This is a genomic window from Bordetella genomosp. 13 (assembly GCF_002119665.1).
GTDB lineage: Bacteria > Pseudomonadota > Gammaproteobacteria > Burkholderiales > Burkholderiaceae_B > Bordetella.
The window spans coordinates 4714503-4739185 of record NZ_CP021111.1 but is presented as its reverse complement, the minus strand read 5'-3'; the positions used below and the strand labels follow the sequence as shown (position 1 = coordinate 4739185).

Here is a 24683-nt window from a genome sequence, read left to right as displayed (position 1 = left end):
GCCGGTCAGCTCTTGTCGAAGCGCTCGACCCGCATGGGGCTGGCCGGCTTGTCGAAGCGTTCCACGCGCATGCCGGTGCCCGTTGCGGGCTTGTCGAAACGCTCGACCCGCATGCCCGAGCCCGCCGGCTTGTCGAAGCGCTCGACGCGCATGCCGCCCGTGGCGGGGTTGTCGAAACGTTCCACCCGCATGCCGGCGCCCGGTCTGTCGAACCGCTCGACGTGCTGCGGCGCGCGCGTTTCGGTCTGCGCGAACTGCGCGGCGATCTGCTCGCGCTTGGCGATGAGTTCCTCGGCCTTCTGGTGGTGCGGCGCCATCTTGCGCACCATCACCCGGCCGTCGCGCGGGAAGTAGTTGATGCGGCGCGCGTGCACGTCGCCCAGGTCTTGCGCCAGCACGGGAATGCCTTCCGTCTTCAGATAGTGCAGCACGAACTGGCCGTTGCGCTCGCCGATGTTCATCTGCTGCATGGCGCTGAGCACCGCGCCGCCGCCGAATACCTTGGCTTCGAGACGCTCGCGAGCCGCGCCGGCCTTCAGCAGTTCGTTGATCAGCACTTCCATGGCAAACGAACCATACCGCATGGTCGCCGAGGCGGGCGACGACGCATCGCCCTCGGGAAGCATGAAGTGATTCATGCCCCCGATGCCGTTGGCCGGATCGCGCAAACAGGCAGCCACACACGAGCCGAGCACGGTCGACAGCATCAGGTTCTCGCCCGCGCTGGTGACGTAATACTCGTTCGGCAGAATTTTGACGGCGTCGCTTTTGAAGGCGCTATCGAAATAATGGCGTGTGGCGCGGGCTTTGGAAGCGGAAGGCATGGGATGCGGAGTAGCGCGACCAGAAATTAAGCGACAGCAATTGGAAGGACTGGTTACGTATTTAACAGTTTATACCGCAAATGTTGCATCGCGCCCATCTTCGGTATGGCCACTGTACCGCTGCACGGACACTCCGATCCCGGGATTAGCGGACCTAAAAGCGCGTACTACGCGTGACTGACCAGCGGGCGGATAGGGCACCCAGCACGCCCGCCGCCGCCACGGCCAGCACCAGCACCGGGGCGCCGGGCAGGTGCAGCGCGAACTCGGCGCCATAGCTGCGCGCCAGGCCCAGCAGCGCGCCGTTGAGCGGTTCGAGCGCCAGCGCGGCGGCGCCGATGGCCAGCAGCGCGGCCACGACGCCGGTGAGGGCGCCCAGGTACAGGAACGGACGGCGGACGAAAGACTCGGTGGCGCCCACCAGCCGCGCGACCGCGATCTCCTCGCGCTGCGTCATCGCCTGCAGCCGCACGGTATTGAAGACCGTGGCCAGCACCACCACCGCCACGCAGAGCGCCAGGAAGCCCAGGCCGATGCGGCCGAAGCGCAACAGCGCCTCGAGCCGCTGGACCCAGGCGCTGTCCAGCTGGACCTGGTCGACATGGCTCCAGCCGCGCCATTGGGCGGCCAGCGCGTCGGCGCGCTGCGCAAGATCTTCGCCGTCGGCCAGCGTGGCCACCACGGCATCGGGCAGGGGATTGCCTTGCAGTACGGCCAGCGCTTCCTGCCAGGCGGGATTGTCGCGCAAGGCGTCGAGCGCTTCGCCACGCGGCACGACCCGTACCGCGGCGATCTGTTGCTTGAACTCGCTGTCGATGCGCTTGGCCACCGAAGCGGCGGCGTCGGCGGGCGCGCCGGGTTGCATGAACACGGTGAGTTCGGGAGCCACGGACACCTGTCGCGCGACGGGCTGCACCGAGACGAGAATGGCGGCGCCCAGCAGCGGCAGGGCCAGGGCCAGGGCCATGACGAGCAGGTTCGCCACGGAGGAGAAGGGCTGCGCCGCAAGGCGTCGCAACGTGATGATCAGCGCATAACGGTGCTGGCGCAGCCAGGCGCCGAACGAGGCGCTGTCGCGCTGGCCGCCGCGGAATTCGGTCCTGGGCCGGGCCTGCGCGCCCGCGGCCGAGCTGCCGGCCGCACTTGCCGCCGCACTTGCCGCCGCACTTGCCTCCGTGCGCGCGGCGCCGGTGTCTCCCAGGGAAAACTCGTTTCTGGAGCGATCCTGCGGCTTCTGGCTCATTGGCGGCCCCCGTGCGAATCCTGGAACCTGCCGGGTTCGATCAGCAGGACGCGGTTGGCGTAGCTGGCCATCAGCGCCTGGTCGTGCGAGGCGATCAGGGTGGTGACCCCGACGCGGTTGAAGTCGCGGAACACGTTCATGATCCGCTGCGCGTTGCCCTGGTCGAGGTTGGCGGTGGGTTCGTCTGCGATCAATATGGCGGGGCGGTTGACGATGGCGCGTGCGATGGCCAGGCGCTGCTGCTCGCCGCCGGACAGTTCAATGGGGTTGAGGTCTTCCTTGCCCGCCAGGCCGACCTTGTCCAGCGCCGCGCGGGCGCGGGCGCTGGCCGCGTCGTGTGGCTGGCCCACCACGGCCAGCGGCAGCATCACGTTCTGCAGCGCGCTGCGGTCGTACAGAAGATGGGTGTCCTGCAGGATGACGCCGACCGCGCGCCGCAGGTACGGCCGTGCGCGCGTGGGCAGCTTGTCCAGCCGTTGCCCGTTGACCTGGATGGAGCCCCGCGAGGGCGGCTCGAGGCCGCCTATGAGTTTGAGCAGGGTCGACTTGCCGGCGCCCGAAGGGCCGGATACGAAGACGAATTCGCCGGCCGTAACCCGGAAATTGATGTCGGCCAGGATGTTGCGGCCGCGTCCGTACGATTTGAAGACGTGCTGGAATTCGATCATGGCGGGGCAGAAGTGAAGCCGCAATAGTAACTCCCCGCGCCGCGCCGCTACACCCCCGTTTCAGGGCACCCGGGCGGCGGCCTCTGCGCCGATATGACGTGAAATATCGCGCATCGGCCGATATATGTCCCCCATTTGCCACAATTCTGCAAAGGGATTACCCCCATGTCCCCAAATTTAAGCAAACGCTACCATCGCGCCAAGCGTGTCCATCAGACGCGCGCAGCATCAGTCGTACCTACACGGGAGATCACATGAAAGTACTGAAACTCGCCGCACTCGGCGCCGCCCTCTTCGCAGCCGCATCCGCTGCGCACGCGGGTGCGACCTTCGATAACGTCAAGAAGAAAGGGTTCGTCCAGTGCGGGGTGTCCACCGGCATCACCGGATTCTCGATCGCCGACAGCAAAGGCCAATGGCAGGGCATCGACATCGACATGTGCCGCGCCATCGCGGCCACCATGTTCGGTGACGCCAGCAAGTTCAAGGTCACCCCGCTGAACACGCAGCAACGCTTCACCGCCCTGCAATCGGGCGAAGTCGACGTGCTCACCCGCAACACCACGCAGACCCTCACCCGCGACACCACGCTGGGCCTGATCGGCGCCGGCGTCAACTACTACGACAGCCAGGGCGTCATGGTCTCGAAAGACCTGGGCCTGAAGAGCGCGAAAGAACTGAACGGCGCCACCATCTGCGTGCAGCCGGGCACCACCACCGAACTCAACCTGGCCGACTGGTTCCGTGGCAACAAGATCGAATTCAAGCCGGTCGTGATCGACAAGTTCGACGAGATCGTGCGTGCCTTCGCCTCGGGCCGTTGCGACGCCTTCACCACCGACAAGTCGCAGCTCGCCTCGATCCGCACCACCCTGAACGAGCCGGACAAGTACGTCATCCTGCCGGAAGACTTCTCGAAAGAGCCGCTGGGCCCGATGGTCCGCCAGGGCGACGAGCAGTGGTTCAACGTGGTCCGCTGGTCGCTGAACGCGATGCTCGAAGCCGAGGAGTACGGCATCACCTCGAAGAACGTCGACGAGCAGACCAAGAGCGCCAACCCCAACATCCAGCGTCTGCTGGGCACGACCCCGGGCATGGGCAAGAACCTGGGCGTGGACGACAAGTGGGCCTACAACATCATCAAGCAAGTGGGCAACTATGGCGAGAGCTTCGAGCGCACGCTGGGCCAGGGCGGTCCGATGAAGCTCGAGCGCGGCCTGAACGCCTCGTACAAGCAGGGCGGTCTGATGTACGGCTGGCCGGTGCGCTAAGCTAGACGCGCCTGCCGCGCGCCATGGCCCGCGGGCCGGTGCGCGCGGCCCCGCCCCTGGCGGGAATGGCAGGCAAGGGCAGGGGCGGCGCATGGCGTCGCCCCTGCCGTGTTGTCCGACCTCTGTAGAAGCACATCATGGCAACTTCCCCAAAAAGCGCCCCCGTACAGGCTCCCGCGCGACGAATCAGCTGGAATGATCCCGGCGTGCGATCGGTGGTCTACCAAGTCGTGGCGTTGGCAGCCGTCGCCCTGGCGGTCTGGTTCCTGGTATCGAATACCCTGCACAACCTGTCCCAGCGCAACATCGCCACGGGCTTCGGCTTCCTGGGCCGCGAAGCCGGCTTCGCCATCGGCGAAACCGCCATCGCCTACTCGCCCGCCGACACCTATGGCAAGGCGATCTGGGTCGGCCTGTTGAATACCCTGCGCGTGGCAGTGCTCGGCATCATCCTGGCCACCATACTGGGCACCATCATCGGCATCTGCCGGCTGTCCAAGAACTGGCTCATCTCCAAGCTCGCCTCGGCCTACGTCGAGGTGATGCGAAACGTTCCGCTGCTGCTGCAGCTGTTCTTCTGGTACGCGATCATCACCGAAAGCATGCCGGGACCGCGCCAGGCGCACAATCCGCTGCCGGGCGTGTTCATCTCCAACCGCGGCCTGAAAGTGCCGGGGTTGACGGGCGATTCGTTCGACTGGATCCTCGTCGGCGTGGTGGCGGCCATCGTCGCCATCGTGCTGGCGCAGCGCTGGGGCGCCAAGCGCCAGCAGGCCACGGGCCGTCCGTTCCCGCTGGGACGATGCGCCATCGCCTTCCTCATCGGCTTCCCGGTGCTGGGCTGGCTGCTCAGCGGCGCCTCGCTCAGCCTCGACATGCCCGAGCTGCGCGGCTTCAACTTCACCGGCGGCTGGACGCTGTCGCCCGAATTCACCGCGCTGCTCGCAGGCCTGGTGATCTACACCGCGGCCTTCGTCGCCGAGGTGGTGCGCTCGGGCGTGCAGGCGGTCAACAACGGCCAATGGGAAGCGGCCGGCTCGCTGGGCCTGAGCCGCGGCCTGGTGCTGCGACTGGTGGTGCTGCCGCAGGCGCTGCGCGTGATCATCCCCCCGATGACCAGCCAGTACCTCAACCTCACCAAGAACAGCTCGCTGGCGGTGGCGATCGGCTATCCGGACATCGTCTCGGTGGTCAACACCACGCTGAATCAGACCGGACAGGCCATCGAAGGCATCCTCATCATCATGGCGGCGTATCTCACCGTCAGCCTGTCGATCTCGATTTTCATGAACTGGTACAACAAGCGCATCGCGCTGGTGGAGCGTTGACATGAGCGGTACTACGCACACTCCCACCGAAGCGCTGCCGCCGCCGTCCAGCCACGTCGGCGCGGTGGCATGGGTCAAGACGCGCCTGCTGTCGTCGCCGCTGAACATCCTGCTCACCGTCCTGGCGGTGTGGCTGGTGCTGCTGGCGGTGCCGGCCTTCATCGAATGGGCCTTCATCCAGGCGAACTTCACGGCCGCGTCGGCCCAGGAGTGCCGCGCCAGCGCGGGCGCCTGCTGGGCCTTCATCGCCGAGAAGCATCGCCTCATCCTGTTCGGCACCTATCCCTACGATGAACAGTGGCGCCCGCTGCTGGCCACCTTCGTGCTGCTGGCCGTGATCGTCTGCAGCGGCATGCGCCGCTTCTGGCGGCCCGTGCTGGGCCTGATCTGGCTGGTCGGTCTGACGCTTGTCGGCATACTGATGTGGGGCGGCATACTGGGCCTGGAGTATGTCGAGAACTCGCGCTGGGGCGGCCTGCCGCTGACGCTGATTCTCGCCACCTTCGGCATCGCCTTCGCCTTCCCGATCGGCGTGCTGCTGGCCCTGGGCCGGCGTTCGCGCATGCCGGCCATCAAGGCGCTGTGCGTCGTGTACATCGAGCTGATCCGCGGCGTGCCGCTGATCAGTCTGCTGTTCATGTCGTCGGTGATGCTGCCGCTGTTCCTGCCCGAGGGCTACTCGATCGACAAGCTGCTGCGCGCGCAGATCGCCATCATCATGTTCGCGGCGGCCTACATCGCCGAGACCGTGCGCGGCGGCCTGCAGGCCATTCCCAAGGGACAGTACGAAGGCGCCGACTCGCTCGGCCTGACGTACTGGCAGCAGATGCGCAAGATCGTGCTGCCGCAGGCCCTGAAGATCGTGATCCCGCCGCTGGTCAGCATCTTCATCGCGCTGTTCAAGGACACGTCGCTGGTGGTGATCATCGGCATTTTCGACCTGACCCTGGCGGCCAAGGCGGCGCTTTCGGATCCGGCCTGGCGCGGGTTCAGCGTCGAGGCCTACATCTTCATCGCGTTGATCTACTTCGTGTTCTGCTTCTCGATGTCGAAGTACAGCCAGAAGCTCGAGAAACGGCTGCAAACCGGCCATCGATAAAACAACAGCCGCGCCGCAGGGCGGCGCGGCCTCAGCAATTACGGGAGTACAGGCATGTCTGATGCCATCATCCGGATGCAGGACGTGAACAAGTGGTACGGCCAGTTCCACGTGCTGCGCAACATCAACCTCGAAGTCGCTCCGGGAGAGCGCATCGTGGTGTGCGGCCCGTCGGGCTCGGGCAAGTCCACCATGATCCGCTGCATCAACCGGCTGGAAGAACACCAGGCGGGCAAGATCATCGTCGACGGCACCGAACTGACCAACGACCTGAAGCAGATCGAGACCATCCGCCGCGACGTCGGCATGGTGTTCCAGCACTTCAACCTCTTCCCGCACCTGACGGTGCTCGAGAACCTCACGCTCGGGCCCACGTGGGTGTTGAAGAAGCCGCGCGCCGAGGCCGAAGCCACGGCCATGAAGTACCTGGAACGCGTGCGCATTCCCGACCAGGCCAAGAAATTCCCCGGCCAGCTGTCGGGCGGCCAGCAGCAGCGTGTGGCCATCGCGCGCTCGCTGTGCATGAGCCCCAAGATCATGCTGTTCGATGAGCCCACCTCGGCGCTCGACCCGGAAATGGTCAAGGAAGTGCTGGACGTGATGGTCAGCCTGGCCCAGGAAAGCGGCATGACCATGCTGTGCGTGACCCACGAAATGGGCTTCGCGCGCAAGGTGGCCAACCGCGTGATCTTCATGGACCGCGGCGAGATCATCGAACAGAACAGCCCCGACGCGTTCTTCGACAACCCGCAGAACGAGCGCACGAAGCTGTTCCTCAGTCAGATCCTGCACTGATTCGTTTCGATCCTAGTGCCTTCCAGGGGGCCGCCCTTGTTCGTGCATGGGCGGCCTTTTCAGTGCCGCGATGGTCGGCATTCTCGGCGTGCATCGGCGTGGCACACGCATGTTTCGCTGTCAGCCGCAAACAACGCCCGCCCGCTCCTGCTGCATAGGCAGAAGCTCCCGCCAACCGATCATTCAATAGAATCGAAGGCGCAGAAATCGAGATTCGTCGCAATATTTAGCTAATAAATAGGCGGTTCGATTCTGAGCCCTGCCAAAAACGACAAAAATGGCCGCCTCTGTAACTGAGTTATGCTGGCGCCGCTGATAACTGGAGACCTCCGCTCATGTCCCGTTCCGAAACCGTTCGTTCCACGGCTCGCCGCGCCCTGCTGGGCGGCGTCGTGGCCCTGGCCGCTGCCGTGTCCTCGCTGGCTCCGATGGCCGCCGCGCAGGCCGCCGAATTCCCCGGCAAGCCGCTGCGCTTCATCGTGCCCTATCCTCCCGGCGGTCCGCTGGACACCATGGCCCGCCTGCTGGCCGAGAAGGTGCGCGCGTCGCTGGGCCAACCGGTCATCGTCGAGAACAAGGCGGGCGCCGGCGGCAACATCGGCGCCGACCTCATCGCTCGCGCCGCGCCGGACGGCTACACCCTGGGCATGGCCGCGGTGGCCACGCACGCCATCAATCCGTGGCTCTTCTCGAACCTGCCCTACGATCCGGTGAAGGACTTCGCGCCCGTCACCATCGTGGCCTCGGTGCCCAACGTGCTGGTCATCAACCTGGCCTTCGCCGAAAAGAACGACATCAAGACGCTGGGCGACCTGATCGCCTACGCCAAGAAGAACCCGGGCAAGATGAACTATGGCTCGGGCGGCAACGGCAGCGCCGGCCATCTGTCGGGCGAACTGCTCAAGGCGCGCGCCGGCATCTCGGTCGAGCACATTCCCTACCAGGGCGCGGCGCCGGCGCAGCTGGCGCTGCTGTCGGGCCAGTCCGACTTCATGTTCGACAACCTGGCCGCCGCCGCTCCGCTGATCAAGGACGGCAAGGTCAAGGCGCTGGCCGTGACCACCGCCAAGCGTTCTTCGCTGCTGGCCGACGTGCCCACCGTGCAGGAGTCCGGCGTGCAGGGCTTCGACCTGGGCACCTGGTTCGGCGTGGTCACCACCGGCGGCGCGCCGGCGGACGTGGTCGCCAAGCTGAACAAGGCCTACTCCGAAGCGCTGAACCAGCCCGACGTGCGCCAACGCCTGCTGACCATGGGCTCGGAAGCCGCTCCGATGTCCTCGCAGGCCTTCGCCGACTTCGTCAAGAGCGAGAAGGACAAGTACCAGGAAATCGTCAAGCTGTCGGGCGCCACCCTGAACTGACGAGCTGTAGAGGCAAGTTGCAGTGGCCTGGTATCCCTCGCTGTTGATGCTGCACGTCGCGTTCGCCGCGACGTGGCTTGCCGGGATGCTGGTCGTTGCCGCGGCCTGCTTCCCGGCCGCCGAGCCGGCGGGGCCCACGCCTTTCCTGCGCGGGCTGGCGCGCTGGAACCGGCGTCTCATCTGGCCGGCCATGCTGCTGGCGGTAGGCGGCGGGGTGGCCCTGGCCACGCTGGCCGGCTGGTTCGGACAGGGCTGGCTGCATGCCAAGCTGGTCCTGGTGGCGCTGCTGGTGCTGCTGCAGGTCGGCCTGACCGTCGTGCTGCGGCGCCTGGCCAGCCGGGCGGCCTATCGGTCGCCGGGCTGGGTGCTGCCCGGGTGCATCGGCATCTTCATGGGCGGACTGGGCGTGATCCTGCTGGCGGCGGTCAAGCCGCAGTTCTAGGCGCCGCCTGCTCTCGCAGGCGGCGGCCGAAGCCACGGCGCGCGCTACCAGCTGTACCGGTATCCCACCTGTCCCAGCAGCCCGCGCCGTTCCTCCCCGCCGATGTTCTTCGACACCTTCACCACCGCGTACAGGTGGCCCGACGCTCCCACGCTGGCGCTCACGCCGCCACCCACTTCGAGCCAGGTGCGGCCCATGTCCGGCCGTATGGTCACGTCGTCCACGCGAACCTTGCGTGAGGGCAGCAGGTCGCGCAGCACGTCGACGGTCAGGTAGGGCGTGGCCTCGGCGGCCCCGCCCGCCGCGCCCAGGCCGGGCACGAACAGGCGCACGCCCAGACGGCCGCGCAGCGCGCTGCCGTCGCCGCCGGACACGCCCGAGATGCCATCGTCGAAGTCGTTCAGCCTCAGATACTGGTAAAGCAGCTGCGCCTGCGGCTCGATGGCCAGCTTGTCCATCAGCGCGAAGGGTTTGCCGACCTCCTGCGACAGCGCCAGGCCGTAGCCATTCTGCGTGGCGCTGCCGCCGTAAGCGTCGTAGTACTTGTTGCGATAGTGCGTGGCCTGCGCCACCGAGTCCCAGTAGGTTGCGTCCTGCCAGTACCGCGTGTAGTAGCCGCCGATGCTTTGCGCCTGCGTGGTGGTGCTGCCGGTATCGTCGGACAGCGTGTCGTTCAGGCTGCGCTGGCGGTCGCGGAATCTTGCCTTCGAGGTCCCCAGGCTCGCCGTCACGCCCGCGTGCGTGCTGCCGCCCTCGGGCTGCCGCGACAACGTCCAGTCGCGGCCGAACTGCATGAAAAACGTGTCCTGGTCGGCCGCGTAGCGGCTGCCCGAATCGACGTCCAGGCCGGCGCCGCCGATGCGGCCCCACACGCCATCGTGCCCGCCTTTCTGCCTGCGTTCGGTGCTGGCGATGTCGCCCACGCGCTCGTGCAGGCGGCCCATGTTCGAGAAGCCGTAGTCCAGGTTCAGGGCAGGCGTCAACGCGTAGCCCGTCACCGCGGGGCGGTATGCCACGGGCGACGAATCCGAGCCGTCCTGGCCCAGGTACGAGCGCAGGTAGAAGTCGTTTGGCGTGGCGGCGCCGCCGCGATACAGCAGGTATTCGTAGGGGCCGGACTGCACCGGCGAGGCCAGGCGGAAGGCCCCCGGCGCCGTCGTGCCGCCATTGATCATCTCGACCACGTTGATGCCGTCGCCGCTGGTCAGCACGCCATGGCGGCCGGTCTTCACGATCCGCAGCCCCGTCGTGCCCGTGGCCGTGCCGCCGTCGACCACCAGGCGGTCGCTGGGCCTGCCCCCGCCGTCCAGATAGGTATTCAACGCGATCGTGCCGCCGTTGCCCACATAGTTCGTCACCGTCACCGTCTTGTAGCTCGCGGGCTGCGCGGGGTCGCCGATGGGAGAGACGAACACGACCGCCCCCGCGTTGCTCAGGGTGGTGGCATCCGAGTCGGCCGTGACGTTCCAAGTGCTGCTTGTATCGATGTCCACGGCCACCGGATCGATGCGGCCGGTCAGCATCGAGCCCGCGCGCAGGTTCACTGTGCCGCGGCTGGCGGCGTCGGCGATCACATCGCCCACCAGCGTCGCGCCCTCCATGGTGAAGTCGACCAGGCTTGCCCGCGTCAGGCTGAGCAGGGTGCCCGATCCCGCGGTGATCTCCGCGCCCCGCACGGTGATGGCGGCGTGCGCGCCGTCCACGTCGATGGCGTTCCCCGTCCGCGCCGCGATGGACCCGCCCGTCACGTCCAGCCGCGATACCTGTCCGCCGCCGCCCGTGCCGGTAATGGCGATGCCGCTGGCCACGCCCTGTATCGTGGACCCTTCCAGCGAGACCTGGGCCCCGGCGCCCGATGAACGGATGCCCACGCCGCCGGGCGCCGTGGCCGTGACGGTGGTATTGGACAGTGCGATACGGGCGTCCGGCGCGCGGTTGTCGATCGCGGCGCCGGCGCCGTGTGCCTCGATGCGGCCTGCATGGCTGCTGATCGCGCCACCGGCATTGGTGTCGTCCAGCAGGACACCCGCCGCGCCGCCGTCCGCGCGGATCAGCCCATTGCCGCCGATGGCCACCGAGGCGCCGGCGCCGGTCAGGCGCACCGCGGCCGAGCCGTCGTCCGCCCGGATGAGGCCTTCGTTGACCAGCACGGCGCGCGCGCCGCGTACCTGCACGCCATCGCCGTCGGCGACGTGGACCAGACCGCGATTCAGCACCTGGCCGCGCGCGTCGGCCACCACGCCCACCGACGCGGCGCCCGACAGCGACACGGCGCCGTCGTTGACCAGCGTGCCCAGGTCGCGTGCCACGAAGCCGGTCACGCCGGCCGTCGATGACGTGATCCCGGCCTGATTGTCCAGCGTGGTGGCAACGGGCGTGCCCCGCGCCGCGCCCGTCAGGTCGTGTCCCTGGCCATCGACGATGCCGGCCGTCGCGCCCGCCGCCGACAGGTTGATCGTGGTGGACGCCTCGATGACGCCGGCCGCGCCGCCCTCGACCACGATGGCGGCCGCGCCGCCGTCGGCCCCCGCCGCGCCCGTCACGTCGTACGTGGACGCGCCGGTCGACAGCACGGTGCGGAGTCCCGTCGCCACCACGCCGCGCGCGTCCGTGCCGGCCACCGTCAGGCGCAGCGCGCCGCCCGTCGTCGTACCCGAGAACGCCGCGCCGTCGGCCACGCGGAACATGGTCGACCGGTCCGTGGTCACGCTCATGGTGCTGCTGTCCACGTCGATGGTCGAGCCCGCGCCGGAGGCGTAGAAGGCGATCTGGTCGGTGCCAGCCAGGAAGCGCGGCACCGCGCCGGCGGACACGTGTATCGTGCCGCCGTCCTGCGCGTGAATGCCGATGGCGCCGGTGCCCGACAGGTTCACCGCGCCTCCTATCCTGGCCACGCCCAGCGCGCCGTCCACCCACACGCCGAAGTTGCGCGTGCCGCTGGCGATGTCGACATCGCCGCTCACGTTGATCGTGCCCGTGGATTCGGCATTGGCCGCGGTGCCGGGGTTGGCGTTGACCATGATGCCGATGCCGTTGACGCCGTTGACGTTGATGATGCCCGCGTTGCGCGCGATGGCTCCCGTGCCCGCGGCGCCGTTGTCGTCCGCCATCATGCCGATGTTGGCGAAGGGAGTGCCGCCGGCCGCGCCCTCGATCGTGATGGTGCCGTTGTTCTGCAGCAGCGAGTCCAGCGGCGCGGTCGAGTACATGGCCACGGCGTTCTGCGTGAGCGACCCTATCGTGATCTGCCCGTCGTTCACCGCGCGGTCGCCGGTGTCCATGACGCGTATGCCGTAGCTGGGCCCGGCCGCGGCTACGTCCGGCGGAGCCTCGCCGGGTTCATACTGCGCGGCGCGGCCGATGTAGATGACGCCCGACGCCGAGTTGGCGAAGCTGCTGCCGCCGCTGACGTTCACGCCCACCACCTTGCTGACGTAGCCGGGATTCACGCCCACGTTGATGGCGCCATCGTTGTTGCCAGACGCGCCGGCGTCCAGTCCCATGCCGATCGATGTGTTGTGCGCGTGCGCGAAACCCGCGGTGTTGATGATGCCGCTGTTCTGCACGGTGCTGCCCGCGCCGGTGGCCAGGATGCCCGAGCCGGTGTAGTAGTAGGCCGGATCTTCCGCCGTGTTCAGCCTGTCGCCCGCCAGATAGCCCGACGAGACCACGCCGGTGTCCTCGTTGACGAAGCGCGCGCCGCTCTCCACGCGTACGACCTGCTGGACGATGTGGCCCGACAGCGTGCCGCGGTTGCTCGCCGTGGCGCCGTCCGTGGCCTTGATGGCTCCCGATGCCCGGACGACGTCGATCTGGGCATTGCGTTCGATGACGGCCGAGCCGTTCGCGCCATGGGCCAGGACGACGTAGCGGTCGCCGTTGGGCGTGCGCGCCAGATCGCCCGCGCTGGTGTTCGTCTGGTAGCGAACTTCCATGTCGGTGGTGGTGTAGGCCCGCGCGAAGGCCTGGTCGTACTCGGCCTGCGAGGTCAGCACGCCGCTTTTCAGCGCGGCCACCAGCGCATCGTTGTAGCGGGCCATCTCCGCGGCATTGGTCACGGTATAGGTCGTGCCGTTGAATGCCACCGATCCCGCGTAGGTGGTCACTGGCACTTGCACGGTGATGATGCCGTTCTCGTCCGGCGTGGGCAGGCCGGGATCGATGCCCATGTCGATCAGGTTGCGCGACTGCCAGTTCACCGAACTGGCAGCATCGCCGCTGCCGTCGGCCGAGGTCAGGTACGTCTGCTTGGACACCATCACGATGGCATTGTCGGCCGGCGCACCCATGGGGGCGTCGCCGAGCTTCACGTTCAGCGTTCCGCCGCTGGCCTCCACCTTGCCCAGCGACGCGCGGTAGTACATGTCTCCGTCGACGTCCTCGAACTGGTTCACAGGCGTGTTGGCATTCGAGCGTTCGACGAACGCGCTCGAGTCGTACACGCGATACACCACGTTGACGCCGGCTGCGTCGTTGGGCCCCGCCACCGCCACGCTTTGACCGCCCGTGACCAGCGCGCTGGACTGGAATGTGCCGGACACCACATTCACCGTGCTGCCGTCCACGGTGGTGTTGCCGCTGTAGCCGGTACTGATCGGCGACGTGCCATGCAGCGTGACGGTGTCGCCATCGGTCACCACCGCGCCGCCTAAGCCTTCGTTGCTGCCGGGCGGATGGTAAGGCGGTATGGCGCACTGTCCGCCCGAGGGAGCCGCCTGCGCGTTCGTTCCCGTGCGGCAGCTAGAGGCCTGTGCCGCCGCGCAGTGGATGAGCCCCGCCGCCAGCAGGGCGCACGACAGGGCCGACAGTTCGGCGGATCTACGCCGTTGCGGCGCGGCTTGCGGACCTCGCCCAAGCCGTGCGCCCGGCGTAGCGCGCGCGATGGAGGATGTGTTCGGCGCCGGCGCGTTGAATGGAGTCCGGCTGGCTGGGTTGCAGACGTTCTTGCGTAGTGCGTTCATGAAGTTGCCCGGTTTCTTCCACGATGTCGAAGCTGGCCGTGGGCGAAAGGCGGTGCTTGCCCGCGGCAGTGAGGGCATCATTCGTGTTAACCGGGTCGCGACCAATTGCCGATACGGGCTAAGGCGAAGCGGCGTCGTGGAGACGGCCTAGGCGGCGCGCATTAATGAAGGCGTGCGCCATGCGGCCGACCGGCGCGCGCGGTGCCGCATAGGTCGGACGCTACGAAGGCAGTAGGGAATCGGCGTCGCCGCCGAGGGAGATGCACGCATGGCGCATCATGCGTTGCGTGCGGGACATACAGCCTAGTGCGCGCTGACGAGGCCGCAGGACGAGCCGTCCATCGGCCCGCCATGCGGGGGAGCAGGGCGGTTCAACCGCGCTTGCCCCATCCTTTTGCATGCTCCACCGCCTGCCGCCAGCGCGCCATGCGCGCTTCGCGGCGGTCGGCCGACCACGCCGGATCGAAGCGGCGGTCGGCCTTCCACTGGGCGGCGAACTCTTCCTGCGAGGCCCAGAAGCCCGTTGCCAGGCCCGCGAGCCCCGCCGCGCCCAGCGCGGTGGATTCGGCCACGCGCGGGCGCACCACCGGCACGCCCAGCACGTCGGCCTGCATCTGCATCAGCAGGTCGTTGCGCGTGGCGCCGCCGTCGACGCGCAGCTCGGACAGGTCTATCCGGCTGTCGGCATTCATGCATGCCATGAGCTCGGCGCTCTGCAGCGCGATGGATTCGAGCGTGGCGCGCGCGACGTGGGCGCGCGTGGTGCCGCGCGTCAGGCCCACGATGGTGCCGCGCGCGTAAGGATCCCAATGCGGCGCGCCCAGGCCGGCGAAGGCCGGCACCATGAACACGTCGTCAGTGTCGTCGACCTGCGCGGCCAGGCTTTCGATGTCGGCCGAGCGCTGGATGATGCCCAGCCCGTCGCGCAGCCACTGCACCGCGGCCCCGGCCACGAAGATGCCGCCTTCCAGCATATAGGTGCATCGCGTGCCTGAGGGGTCGGGCAGGCTCCAGCCCAGTGTGGACAGCAGGCTGTTGGAAGAGGCCACGGGCCGGTCGCCCACGTTCATCAGCATGAAGCAGCCGGTGCCGTAGGTGTTCTTGGCCATGCCCGGCTCGAAGCAGGCCTGGCCGAACGTGGCGGCGTGCTGGTCGCCCGCGACGCCGGCGATGGGAATGGCGCCTCCCAGTAGCTCGGGCAGCGAGCGGCCGATCTCGCCGCTGCTGGGGGCGACCGTGGGCAACAGGCTGCGCGGAATGCGCAGCAGCTCGAGGATGTCGTCGTTCCAGTCCTGTGCGTGCAGGTCGTACAGCATGGTGCGCGAGGCATTGGTGGCATCGGTGCTGTGCACCGCGCCGCCGGTCAGCTGCCACACCAGCCAGGTGTCGATGGTGCCGAAGGCGAGCTCGCCGCGCTGCGCGGCTTGGCGCGCGCCGGGCACGTGCTCGAGCAGCCAGGCCAGCTTGGTGCCCGAGAAATACGCGTCCACCACCAGGCCGGTGCGCTGTTGCAGCCACTCGGCATGGCCGTCGCGGCGCAGCTGCTCGCACAGCGGCGCGGTGCGGCGGTCCTGCCACACCAGGGCGCGCGCCAGGGGACGGCCCGTGGCGCGGTCCCAGATCAGCGTGGTTTCGCGCTGGTTGGTGATGCCGATGGCGGCGATGTCCGCGGCGGCTGCGCCCGCGTTGCGCAGCGCTTCGCGCGCGACCTCGAGCTGGCTGGACCAGATCTCGCCGGCGTCGTGCTCGACCCAACCCGGCTGTGGATAGTACTGGCGGAATTCGCGCTGGCCCGTGCCGCGAACCGCGCCGTCGCGGTCGAACACGATGGCCCGCGAACTGGTCGTGCCCTGGTCCAGTGCCAGGATGAACTCATGTGTCGTCACGGCGCGCCCCCGCCTGGTTGAGTTGGGCGCCCGCGTCAGGCGACAGGCGCCGGAACGATATTACCGAAAGCATGCAGGCCATGCCGATGACGATGAAGCCCACCACGACGTCACCCACGACCAGGTGTTCGCCGCCGCGGGCCGACATGCTCAGGTTCAGCGACACTGCGGCCACGCCGACCCCCAGCGTGATGCCCAGTTGCTGCGCCATGGCCGAGAAACTGCTGGCGCTGCTCATGCGTTCGGGAGGGATGTCCGCGTACGCCAGCGTATTGACACCGGTGAATTGCAGCGAGCGGAAGAAGCCGCCCACCAGCAGCACCGCGATCATCACCCAGGCCGGCGTGGTCGGCGTGAAGGCGGCGCAGGCCACGATGAACAGGCCGGTCAGCAGCGCATTCACCGTGAGCACGCGGCGAAAGCCGTAGCGGTTGACGATGGGCGTGGCCACGAACTTCATCAACAGGGCGCCGGCGGCGCCTGCGAAGGTGATCATCCCGGCCTGGAAGGGCGACAGTCCGAACCCCACCTGGAGCAGCATGGCCAGCAGGAACGGCGTGCCGCCCACCGCGAAGCGGCACAGATTGCCGCCCAGCGTGGAGATGGAGAACGTGGGTATGCGCAGCAGCGACAGGTCGATGATCGGGTGGGCCGTGCGTCTGGCGTGCAGCACGTACAGAACGCCGGACAGCAGGCCGCCGCCCAGCAGCGCGGCGGTCATCCAGGCCGGCAGCAGGCCATGCCCCAGCGATTCGAAGCCGCTGACCAGCGATGCCAGGCTGACCCCGCTGAGCAGGAACCCCACCACGTCCAGGCCAGGCGTGTCGCGTTCGCGGATTTCGTCGACATAGCGCATCACGAGTGCGATGCCCAGGATGCCGACGGGAATGTTGATCAGGAAGATCCAGTGCCACGACATGTACGTGACCATGAAGCCGCCCAGCGGCGGCCCCACCACCGGCCCCAGCAGCGCCGGGATCGACAGGAACGATATGGCCTTGAGCAGGTCCTGCTTGGGCACCGTGCGCAGCAGGATCACGCGGCCCACCGGCACCATCATCGCGCCGGCCATGCCTTGCAGGATGCGCGCGGCTACCAGCTGGGACACGTTCTGCGCCAGCGCGCAGCCCACGGAACTGAGGGTGAACAGCACGATGGCGGCGACGAATACCCGGCGCGCGCCGTAGCGGTCGGCCGCCCAGCCGCTGACCGGCACGAACACCGCCACCGCCAGCAGGTACGAAGTGATCGCCACGTTCAGCCGTACCGGCGTCGATCCCAGGGCCGCCGCCATGGCTGGCAGAGCGGTCGCCACCACCGTGGAGTCCAGCATCTGCATGAACAGCGCGCATCCCACGATGAAGGGAATCATGCGGGCGGCGCGGGCGACGCGTACGGGATCGGAGGTCGGGGCGGCGGCTGAGGCGGCTTGGTCTGGGGGCATCGGGCGCGTGGCGCGGGGAGGGGTGTGGGCGTCGATCGATTGTAACGCCGGCCCTCCGGCGGGCTTTGCACGGCGGGCGAGGCCGAAGGCGGACCGGCCGACGAGAGGGCCGGCAAGCTGAAGTAAACTCTGCGACATACCAATCGAAGGTCCGCACCATCATGGCCAATTACGAATCCGACATCACCCGTTTCCTGAACGAATACAAGGCCAAGCACCCCGACGTCGAGGAGCGCCAGCGCGAAGGCCGCGGCCGCCTGTGGGACCGGCCCCAGGACACCGAGCTGCTCGAAGGGTTCCGGGCCGCGCGCGTGCCGCAGAAGCCCTACGTCTACCAGGCCGATTGATCCGCCGGCCCCCCGCGCGCGCCCGGCGATCCCATGTCGTCCAGTAAGTCCGCGATCCCGGGCGCCGACCTGGCCGCGCTGGTCGAGCCCCAGGTCGACAGCACGCCCGACGTGGTCGACAGCGTGGCGTTCGCTCGCCTGTACGGCGAACCGCTGTTCCAGCTGCCCAACGACCTGTACATTCCGCCGGACGCGCTCGAGATCTTCCTCGAGGCTTTCGAGGGGCCGCTGGACCTGCTGCTCTACCTCATCCGCAAGCAGAATTTCAACGTGCTCGACATCCCCATGGCGGATGTCACGCGGCAATATCTTTCCTACGTCGACCAGATCCGCACCCACAACCTGGAACTGGCCGCCGAATACCTGCTGATGGCCGCGCTGCTGATCGAGATCAAGTCGCGCATGCTGCTGCCGGTGAAGAAGTCGGATACCGGCGAAGAGCCCGAAGACCCGCGTGCCGAACTGGTGCGTCGTCTGCTCGAGTACGAGCAGATGAAGCTGGCGGCGCAGAAGCTGGACAAGCTGCCCCAGCTCGGCCGCGACTTCGTGCGTTCGCAGGCCGTGGCCGAGATCAGCGTCGAGCGCATGATGCCCGACGTCAGCGTCGACGACCTGCGCGCGGCCTGGGCCGACATCATGAAGCGCGCCAAGCTCAACCAGCATCACCACATCACGCGCGAGCAGCTGTCGGTGCGCGACCACATGACCCACATCCTGCGGCGCCTGAACGAAGTGCGCTTCATGGAGTTCGGCGAACTGTTCATGGAGCGCATCCGCGAGGGCGCGCCGGTGGCGGTGGTGGTCGTGCATTTCATCGCCATGCTCGAGCTTGCGCGCGAATCCCTGCTCGAAATCACCCAGCCCGAGCCTTACGCCCCCATCTACGTGCGCCTGGCCTACACCAGCGTGGCCGCCGCGGCCTGACCGCGACCGGCCGCGGCGTCCGGCGCCCCGAGCGGAGATTCCCGTGAAAGTCGTCCACACCATCCAGGAACTGCGTGACCACCTGCGCGGCCAGAACCGCGTGTCGTTCGTGCCCACCATGGGCAATCTGCACGAAGGCCATCTGGCGCTGATGAAGCTGGCGCGCCAGCACGGCGATCCCGTCGTCGCCAGCATCTTCGTCAATCGCCTGCAGTTCGGCCCCAACGAAGACTTCGACCGCTATCCGCGCACGCTGCAGGACGACATCGAGAAGATGGAAAGGCAGCGCGACGTGTACGTGCTGTTCGCGCCCGACGAGCGCGAGATGTACCCCGAGCCGCAGAACTACCGCGTGCAGCCGCCCGACGACCTGGGCGGCATCCTCGAGGGCGAGTTCCGGCCCGGCTTCTTCGGTGGCGTGTGCACGGTGGTGCTGAAGCTGCTGTCGTGCGTGCAGCCGCGCGTGGCGGTGTTCGGCAAGAAGGACTACCAGCAGCTGATGGTGGTGCGCAGCATGTGCCGCCAGTTCCAGCTGCCGGTGGACATCCTGGCGCACGAGACGGTGCGCGCGGAAGACGGCCTGGCGCTGTCCTCGCGCAACCGCTACCTCGGCGCGGCCGAGCGCGCCGAGGCGCCCGCCCTGTATGCGGCGCTGCAGGCCATACGCGACCGGGTGCGAGGCGGCGCGCAGGACGCCGCGGCGCTCGAGGCCGAGGCCGCGCGAGGCCTGGCGGAGCGCGGCTGGCAGGTGGACTATGTCTCGGTGCGCCGCCAGCGCGACCTGCAGGCGCCCACGGCCGCCGACATGCAGGCGGGCGAGCCGCTGGTGGCGCTGGGCGCGGCCAAGCTGGGCGCGACGCGCCTGATCGACAACCTGGAGCTTTGAGCGGGCGGCCGAAGGTAGGACTGGAACACCTGCCAAAATCGGCAGTTTCCGTCGCCTCGGCCTGCGGGCAAACTTGCCTGCAACAGCATATTGCACCGGAGGCAAGCATGCATTGCAGTGTCCGTTCCCAGGCCGATCCGCGGCCAGAGCTCACCCCGCGCGAACGCCAACTGGTGGGCTACATCGCCCAGGGGCGTCCCAACAAGGTCATCGCCATCGATTTCGGCATCTCCATGCGCACTGCGGAGGCGCACCGCGCGCGCATCTTTCGCAAGATGGGCGTGCGCAGCGCGCTCGAGCTCGCGTGCGCCCTGTGCCCGCATCGCGGGCAGCACTTTGGCGTCAGTGGCAGGCCGGGGCAGGTTGCTTGACCAGCTCGTCGATCGCGTCCAGGTCGGGCTGGCGCGTCAGGCTGTAGTCCAGCGTGGGGGTATTGCCCAGCACCGAGCGCACGCGCAGCACGTTGTTGGCCGTGGCCAGCAGTTCGGCGCGGGTATTGCCCGTGCTGTCCAGAAGCAGCACTCGTGCGGGCCGCTCGTTGGTCACGTTCCAGCAGCCTTGCTCGGCCACCGGCTTGGCCTGGCCGTCCAGGGCCACCGTGCGGGCGCGCCAGCGTCCGTTGGGCGCCAGCGTCAGCGTCACGCGCTGCGCGTCGGCCTGGCACTGCATCGACCGCGCAAAGCACGGGAACGTGCCCATGTAGGTCTGGGCCTGCGGCATGAACGCGTAGGCTTCGGGGTTGACCGGGTTGGCCGCATCGCCGGCGGGCGCCGCGGCCGCCGTGCGGTTGGGCACCATGCGTGCGTTGGCGCCGCCCGGAGGCACCGGCGGCACGGGCGTGTCGGCCAGCGCCGGGTTGGCCGAGGCGTCCAGCGGAGCGGCGGTGGACGGAGCTTGCGCGCCCTGGGCCTGGTCCGCTTGCGCGGCCTGGCGGCGGGGCGGGTCGGGCCTCAGGTCGATCTGCAGTTGCGAGGGCGCATGCACCACGCTGCGGTAGCCCGCGCCCTGGGCCTGGTATTGCGCGTCGGTGGTGCTGCTTTCGGCGGGCGGATCGTAGTAGCCGGCGCTGCCGAACTGGGCACAGCCTGCCGCCAGCAGAGGCGTGGCCAGCAGCAGTGCGGGGGCGGCCACGGGCCGAAGGCGCATAACGCGAGCAAAGGCGGAAGACATGGCAGCTCGTCCGGATGAGGCGATCAATGCAGGATACGGGGTCGTATACCTATGTCCGGGATTCTACGCACTTCTCGCAGGATCCGGTAATTCACAACTCCACTCCGTGGGGGCATTGCTCGTCCGCCGTGGCGTTTGATGAATCGCCGCGCAGCCGGAATAATGCGGCGTCCGTGCGCGGCAACTTTCCTTCACCATCAGCTGACCCATGTGGCATACCTATTCCGTGGATCCCGGCCTCGCGATTGCGCTGGCGGCCTTGTTCGGCCTGGCCGTGGGCGGGCTGCTGGGCGCGGTGGCGCATCGCCTGCCGCGCATCATGGAACGCGAGTGGCAGGCGCAGCTGCAGCAGGACGCGCCCGTGGTGCCCTCCGAGCCATACGGCCTGCTGCGGCCCGGCTGGCATTGCCCGGCCTGCCGCGCGCCGGTGCGCGGCAGGCGCGCGATCCCGCTGCTGGGCTGGCTGTCCCTGCGCGGCCGCTGCGGCGACTGCCGGCAGGAAATCGGCTGGCGCTATCCGGCCATGGAAATCGCCGCCGCGGTGTTGTTCGCCGCGTGCGCATGGCGCTTCGGACCCACGCCCATGGCCCTGTGCGCCATGGGGCTGGTGGCCGCGCTGCTGGTGCTCGCGTGGATCGACTTCGAAACGGGGCTGCTGCCTGACGCGATCACCCTGCCGCTGGCCTGGGCCGGCCTGCTGGTCAATTTGGATGGCGGCCTGGCGCCGCTGTCGCTGTCGGTGCTGGGCGCGGTGGCGGGCTACCTGTTCCTGTGGGTCGTGTTCCACGGTTTCCGCCTGATCACCGGGCGCGAGGGCATGGGCTATGGCGACTTCAAGCTGATGGCGGCGCTGGGCGCCTGGCTGGGGCTTGCCGCGCTGCCCTGGCTGCTGCTGGGGGCATCGCTGGCCGGCGTCGCGGTCGGCGTCACGCTGCGGCTGGCGGGCCGTGTACAGCAGGGCGAGCCGCTGCCCTTCGGCCCGTACCTCGCCGCAGGCGGTATCCTGATGCTGCTGGCCGCGGGCCAACCGCCGTGGCTGGGCGTCTATGGATGAAGCGACCCCTACTATGTACAGCATTGGATTGACCGGCGGGATCGGTTCGGGCAAGTCGCGCGTGGCGGACCTGCTGGGCGAATGGGGCGCGGCGGTCATCGACACGGACCAGATCGCGCACGCGCTTACCGGTCCGGATGGCGCGGCCATGCCGGCGCTGCGCGCCGCCTTCGGAGACCGTGCCGTCGATGCGCGGGGTGCGCTCGACCGGGCCTGGATGCGCGACCTGGTGTTCGCGCAACCCGCCGAGCGCGAGCGCCTGCAGGCCCTGCTGCACCCCATGATAGACACGCACACTCGCCAGGCGGCAAGCCAGGCGCGCGGGGCCTATGTGGTGTATGTGGTGCCGCTGCTGGTCGAGTCGGGCCGCTGGCGCGACCGGGTCGATCGCATCTGCGTGGTCGACTGCGACCCCGAGACGCAAGTCGCCCGGGTGCAGGCCCGCAGCGGGCTGACTCCTGACGCCATACGGCGTATCATGGCGGCACAGGCCGCGCGGGCGACCCGGCTGGCTGCCGCCGACGATGTCATCGTCAACGACGGCGCCACCACCCCCGACATGTTGCACGCGCGGGCGCGGCGCATGCACGATCGCTGGATCGAATTGGCGGCGGTCGCGGGCCGGCCTCCGGGCAATCCCGGGCACGCCGCCTGAAATCTTTTCCGGCCTCCCGGCCGGTCACCCACGGGCCTGCAGCGAGTGATTCTTTACGAATATCCTTTCAACGAGCGTATCCGGGCCTATCTCCGGCTGGAATATCTTTTCGACAGGTTGTTCTTCTTCGCGCGTGGCGACGACATCCGCCAGCATCAGATCGCGGTGTCCACGCTGTTCGACATCCTGGAAACCTGCGAACGCACCGACGTGAAGACCTCGGTGCTGCAAGACCTGGAACGCCAGCGGCTGGCCCTGGCCGGCCTGCGCGACCATCCCGATGTGGCCCAGCAGACGCTGGACGACATGCTGCGCGACATGGAGCGCGTGGCCGGCGCCCTGTCGGCGCAGGGCAAGACGGGCCAGGCGCTGCGCGAGAACGAATGGCTGGTCAGCCTGCGCGGCCGGCTGGCCGTGCCGGGCGGCGCCAGCCAGGTCGACATGCCTTCCTATCATGCGTGGCAGCACAAGCCCGCCGAGGTCCGCCACGCCGATCTCCAGGCCTGGAGCGCCCCGCTGCTGCCGCTGTGCGAAGGGTTGGCGATGGCCTTGCGCTTGTTGCGCGAATCGGGCCGCAAGGGCCCCATCACGGCAGAGCAGGGCGCCTATCAGCAAATGCTGGGCGGCAAGGTCCATCAGCTGCTGCGCGTCTGGGTCGACCCCGTGCACGGGGTGTTTCCCGAGATCAGCGCCAACAAGTACATGATCTGGATCCGCTTCTCCACCCAGGACGGCGAGCTCAAGCCTCAGCCCGTCTCGCGCGACGTGCCGTTCCAGCTGTCGCTGTGCTCGGCCTAGTCTCCGGAACCCGGGCCCCGCTTTTGCTGTCCGACTCCACGCCGACCCGTTCCCCGGGGTGGCGCCCCCCCTTGTGGCCGACTGACGGCGAAACGTGCGGGCCTCGGCCTCCAGCTGATTCCTGTTGCGTTTAATTTCAACTGCTCGTCCCCGGGCGGCGCCGTGTTGGACAATAGCGCCACTCGTCGTTCATGCCGGATGCCCTATGCCTGAGAATCACCCCGCCACCGCGCCGCGTCGCTCGCGTCGCCGCCTGCTCGCGACCATGCTCGTCATCATGGTCGCCGCCGTCGCGCTGTGGTGGTTCCTGCGGCCCACCGACGCGCCGCAGCAGGCAGGTCCCGGCGGCCGCATGCGCGGGCCCATGGCGGGCGGCCCCGCCGCCATGGCCGACCTGCCCGTGCCCGTCAAGGTGACCGCGGCGCGCTCGCAGGAGATCGAAGTTGTGCTGCGCTCGCTGGGCACGGTCACCGCCTACAACACCGTCACGGTACGCAGCCGCGTGGATGGCGAACTGGTCAAGGTGGCGTTCAAGGAAGGGCAGATGGTGAAGGCGGGCGACCTGCTCGCACAGGTGGATCCGCGGCCGTTCCAGGTGGCGTTGGCCCAGGCGCAGGGCAATCAGCAGCAGAACCGCGCCCAACTCGAGAACGCCCGGCGCGACCTGCAGCGCTATCAGACGCTGTTCAAGCAGGATTCCATTCCCCGGCAGCAGCTCGATACGCAGATCGCGCTGGTGCGCCAGTACGAGGGCACCCTGAAAAGCGACCAGGCCGCCGTCGACAACGCCCAACTGCAGTTGGACTATGCCCGCATCACGGCGCCCATCGACGGGCGCCTGGGCCTGCGCCAGGTCGACCAGGGCAACCTGATCTCCAGCGGCGACACCAATGGGCTCGTGGTCATCACGCAGACCCAGCCCATCTCGGTGCTGTTCACCCTGCCCGAAACCCAGCTGCCCCAGGTGCTGGCGCAGGTCCGCGCGGGCAACACGCTGCGCGTCGAGGCCTACGATCGCGCCGACACCACGCGCCTGGCCGTCGGCCAGCTCGAGACCATCGACAACCAGATCGACGTGACCACCGGCACGGTCAAGCTCAAGGCCCGTTTCGCCAACGCCGACCAGTCGCTCTTTCCCAACCAGTTCGTCAACGCGCGCCTGTTGGTCGAGACGCGGCCGCAGGTCACGGCGATTCCCACGGCGGCGGTGCAGCAAGGGTCCGCCGGCGCGTTTGTATTCGTCGCCAAGCCGGACAACACGGTCGAGGTGCGCCAGGTCGAGCTGGGGCCGGTCAACGGCGACTGGGTGGCGGTGAACAAGGGCATGCAGCCGGGCGAGAACGTGGTGGTCGAAGGCACCGACCGTCTGCGCGCCGGCGCCCGCATCGACATCGTCACGCCGCAGACGGCTATTCCGGCCACCCCCGGCAGCCAGACCGGCGCCGATGCCCCGGCCTCGGGCCAGCAGCGCAACGGCAACCGCCGCGTCCGGTGAGCGCGATGAGCCTGCCGTCGAGCCGCCCCGAG

General features: G+C 68.3%; 21 protein-coding genes. 14 read left to right on the top strand and 7 right to left on the bottom strand.

Going from position 1 to position 24683, the window contains the following annotated elements; translation table 11 throughout:
- Positions 1 to 5: 5 nt before the first annotated feature.
- The 3 genes from cheD to CAL15_RS21355 all read right to left on the bottom strand — a co-directional run bounded on the left by cheD (position 6) and on the right by CAL15_RS21355 (position 2735).
- The gene (gene cheD / locus CAL15_RS21365; protein ID WP_086080331.1) at positions 6 to 824 is read right to left on the bottom strand and encodes a chemoreceptor glutamine deamidase CheD; all 819 of its coding nucleotides are present in this window, start codon (positions 822 to 824) and stop codon (positions 6 to 8) included.
- 154 nt (positions 825 to 978) lie between these two features.
- A complete protein-coding gene (locus CAL15_RS21360; protein WP_232468055.1) occupies positions 979 to 2067 on the bottom strand; it encodes a cell division protein FtsX in 1089 nt (362 codons plus the stop codon).
- The gene (locus tag CAL15_RS21355) at positions 2064 to 2735 is read right to left on the bottom strand and encodes a cell division ATP-binding protein FtsE (RefSeq protein ID WP_086080330.1); all 672 of its coding nucleotides are present in this window, start codon (positions 2733 to 2735) and stop codon (positions 2064 to 2066) included. The genes CAL15_RS21360 and CAL15_RS21355 overlap by 4 nt, the downstream gene beginning before the upstream one ends.
- Positions 2736 to 2989: 254 nt before the next feature.
- Here CAL15_RS21355 and CAL15_RS21350 point away from each other — a divergent pair, with 254 nt between their 5' ends.
- The 6 genes from CAL15_RS21350 (at position 2990) to CAL15_RS21325 (ending at position 9031) form a co-directional block, all read left to right on the top strand.
- Positions 2990 to 4006: an amino acid ABC transporter substrate-binding protein gene (locus tag CAL15_RS21350; protein WP_086080329.1), complete on the top strand. Its 1017-nt coding sequence runs from the start codon at positions 2990 to 2992 to the stop codon at positions 4004 to 4006.
- Positions 4007 to 4143: 137 nt separating this feature from the next.
- Complete coding sequence (locus tag CAL15_RS21345) at positions 4144 to 5334, top strand: amino acid ABC transporter permease (protein ID WP_086080328.1); 1191 nt, start codon at positions 4144 to 4146, stop codon at positions 5332 to 5334.
- A 1-nt stretch (position 5335) separates the two neighbouring features.
- A complete protein-coding gene (locus CAL15_RS21340; RefSeq protein ID WP_086080327.1) occupies positions 5336 to 6433 on the top strand; it encodes an amino acid ABC transporter permease in 1098 nt (365 codons plus the stop codon).
- Between the two features lie 54 nt (positions 6434 to 6487).
- Positions 6488 to 7228, top strand: coding sequence for an amino acid ABC transporter ATP-binding protein (locus CAL15_RS21335; protein ID WP_086080326.1), 741 nt, complete (start codon positions 6488 to 6490; stop codon positions 7226 to 7228).
- Between the two features lie 335 nt (positions 7229 to 7563).
- Positions 7564 to 8589, top strand: coding sequence for a Bug family tripartite tricarboxylate transporter substrate binding protein (locus CAL15_RS21330; protein ID WP_086080325.1), 1026 nt, complete (start codon positions 7564 to 7566; stop codon positions 8587 to 8589).
- Positions 8590 to 8611: 22 nt separating this feature from the next.
- The gene (locus tag CAL15_RS21325) at positions 8612 to 9031 is read left to right on the top strand and encodes a CopD family protein (protein ID WP_086080324.1); all 420 of its coding nucleotides are present in this window, start codon (positions 8612 to 8614) and stop codon (positions 9029 to 9031) included.
- 44 nt (positions 9032 to 9075) lie between these two features.
- Here CAL15_RS21325 and CAL15_RS21320 read toward each other — a convergent pair whose 3' ends face one another.
- The 3 genes from CAL15_RS21320 to CAL15_RS21310 form a co-directional block, all read right to left on the bottom strand.
- Positions 9076 to 13668, bottom strand: coding sequence for an autotransporter outer membrane beta-barrel domain-containing protein (locus CAL15_RS21320; protein ID WP_157666706.1), 4593 nt, complete (start codon positions 13666 to 13668; stop codon positions 9076 to 9078).
- 695 nt (positions 13669 to 14363) lie between these two features.
- Positions 14364 to 15878 (bottom strand): glycerol kinase GlpK, encoded by a 1515-nt coding sequence (glpK, locus tag CAL15_RS21315; RefSeq protein ID WP_086080322.1) that lies wholly within the window; start codon positions 15876 to 15878, stop codon positions 14364 to 14366.
- Positions 15865 to 17250 (bottom strand): DHA2 family efflux MFS transporter permease subunit, encoded by a 1386-nt coding sequence (locus CAL15_RS21310; protein ID WP_420042519.1) that lies wholly within the window; start codon positions 17248 to 17250, stop codon positions 15865 to 15867. The genes glpK and CAL15_RS21310 overlap by 14 nt, the downstream gene beginning before the upstream one ends.
- Positions 17251 to 17480: 230 nt before the next feature.
- Here CAL15_RS21310 and CAL15_RS21305 point away from each other — a divergent pair, with 230 nt between their 5' ends.
- From CAL15_RS21305 to CAL15_RS21290, 4 genes are all read left to right on the top strand, one after another.
- Positions 17481 to 17669 carry a DUF3460 family protein gene (locus CAL15_RS21305; RefSeq protein ID WP_086081228.1) on the top strand — a complete coding sequence of 63 codons (189 nt, stop codon included), beginning with the start codon at positions 17481 to 17483 and terminating at the stop codon, positions 17667 to 17669.
- A gap of 33 nt (positions 17670 to 17702) precedes the next feature.
- The gene (locus tag CAL15_RS21300; protein WP_086080320.1) at positions 17703 to 18593 is read left to right on the top strand and encodes a segregation and condensation protein A; all 891 of its coding nucleotides are present in this window, start codon (positions 17703 to 17705) and stop codon (positions 18591 to 18593) included.
- A gap of 43 nt (positions 18594 to 18636) precedes the next feature.
- Positions 18637 to 19479, top strand: a complete 843-nt coding sequence (gene panC / locus CAL15_RS21295; protein WP_086080319.1) for a pantoate--beta-alanine ligase — start codon at positions 18637 to 18639, stop codon at positions 19477 to 19479.
- Between the two features lie 107 nt (positions 19480 to 19586).
- A complete protein-coding gene (locus CAL15_RS21290) occupies positions 19587 to 19850 on the top strand; it encodes a LuxR C-terminal-related transcriptional regulator (RefSeq protein ID WP_086080318.1) in 264 nt (87 codons plus the stop codon).
- Here the strand turns inward: CAL15_RS21290 and CAL15_RS21285 are convergent.
- Positions 19822 to 20649 (bottom strand): hypothetical protein, encoded by an 828-nt coding sequence (locus tag CAL15_RS21285; protein ID WP_086080317.1) that lies wholly within the window; start codon positions 20647 to 20649, stop codon positions 19822 to 19824. The two genes, CAL15_RS21290 and CAL15_RS21285, sit on opposite strands and share 29 nt — an antisense overlap.
- A 208-nt stretch (positions 20650 to 20857) precedes the next feature.
- On the opposite strand from CAL15_RS21285, the gene CAL15_RS21280 reads away from it, so the two are divergent.
- From CAL15_RS21280 to CAL15_RS21265, 4 genes are all read left to right on the top strand, one after another.
- Positions 20858 to 21703, top strand: coding sequence for a prepilin peptidase (locus CAL15_RS21280; RefSeq protein WP_086080316.1), 846 nt, complete (start codon positions 20858 to 20860; stop codon positions 21701 to 21703).
- Between the two features lie 13 nt (positions 21704 to 21716).
- Positions 21717 to 22358, top strand: a complete 642-nt coding sequence (gene coaE / locus CAL15_RS21275) for a dephospho-CoA kinase (RefSeq protein ID WP_086080315.1) — start codon at positions 21717 to 21719, stop codon at positions 22356 to 22358.
- A gap of 45 nt (positions 22359 to 22403) precedes the next feature.
- Complete coding sequence (zapD, locus tag CAL15_RS21270; protein ID WP_269768290.1) at positions 22404 to 23156, top strand: cell division protein ZapD; 753 nt, start codon at positions 22404 to 22406, stop codon at positions 23154 to 23156.
- Between the two features lie 205 nt (positions 23157 to 23361).
- On the top strand, positions 23362 to 24651 hold the full coding sequence (locus CAL15_RS21265; RefSeq protein ID WP_086080313.1) for an MdtA/MuxA family multidrug efflux RND transporter periplasmic adaptor subunit: 1290 nt from the start codon (positions 23362 to 23364) through the stop codon (positions 24649 to 24651).
- The last annotated feature ends 32 nt before the right edge of the window (positions 24652 to 24683 follow it).

Excerpts from the sequence above, each read along its gene's own strand:
- CAL15_RS21360 (WP_232468055.1), bottom strand. The coding sequence starts at position 2,067 with ATGAGCCAGAAGCCGCAGGATCGCTCCAGAAACGAGTTTTCCCTGGGA.
- CAL15_RS21335 (WP_086080326.1), top strand. The coding sequence starts at position 6,488 with ATGTCTGATGCCATCATCCGGATGCAGGACGTGAACAAGTGGTACGGC.
- CAL15_RS21285 (WP_086080317.1), bottom strand. The coding sequence starts at position 20,649 with ATGTCTTCCGCCTTTGCTCGCGTTATGCGCCTTCGGCCCGTGGCCGCC.
- CAL15_RS21290 (WP_086080318.1), top strand. The coding sequence starts at position 19,587 with ATGCATTGCAGTGTCCGTTCCCAGGCCGATCCGCGGCCAGAGCTCACC.
- CAL15_RS21330 (WP_086080325.1), top strand. The coding sequence starts at position 7,564 with ATGTCCCGTTCCGAAACCGTTCGTTCCACGGCTCGCCGCGCCCTGCTG.
- CAL15_RS21300 (WP_086080320.1), top strand. The coding sequence starts at position 17,703 with ATGTCGTCCAGTAAGTCCGCGATCCCGGGCGCCGACCTGGCCGCGCTG.
- CAL15_RS21340 (WP_086080327.1), top strand. The coding sequence starts at position 5,336 with ATGAGCGGTACTACGCACACTCCCACCGAAGCGCTGCCGCCGCCGTCC.
- CAL15_RS21310 (WP_420042519.1), bottom strand. The coding sequence starts at position 17,250 with ATGATTCCCTTCATCGTGGGATGCGCGCTGTTCATGCAGATGCTGGAC.
- CAL15_RS21265 (WP_086080313.1), top strand. The coding sequence starts at position 23,362 with ATGCCTGAGAATCACCCCGCCACCGCGCCGCGTCGCTCGCGTCGCCGC.
- coaE (WP_086080315.1), top strand. The coding sequence starts at position 21,717 with ATGTACAGCATTGGATTGACCGGCGGGATCGGTTCGGGCAAGTCGCGC.
- CAL15_RS21280 (WP_086080316.1), top strand. The coding sequence starts at position 20,858 with ATGTGGCATACCTATTCCGTGGATCCCGGCCTCGCGATTGCGCTGGCG.
- cheD (WP_086080331.1), bottom strand. The coding sequence starts at position 824 with ATGCCTTCCGCTTCCAAAGCCCGCGCCACACGCCATTATTTCGATAGC.
- CAL15_RS21355 (WP_086080330.1), bottom strand. The coding sequence starts at position 2,735 with ATGATCGAATTCCAGCACGTCTTCAAATCGTACGGACGCGGCCGCAAC.
- CAL15_RS21350 (WP_086080329.1), top strand. The coding sequence starts at position 2,990 with ATGAAAGTACTGAAACTCGCCGCACTCGGCGCCGCCCTCTTCGCAGCC.
- CAL15_RS21345 (WP_086080328.1), top strand. The coding sequence starts at position 4,144 with ATGGCAACTTCCCCAAAAAGCGCCCCCGTACAGGCTCCCGCGCGACGA.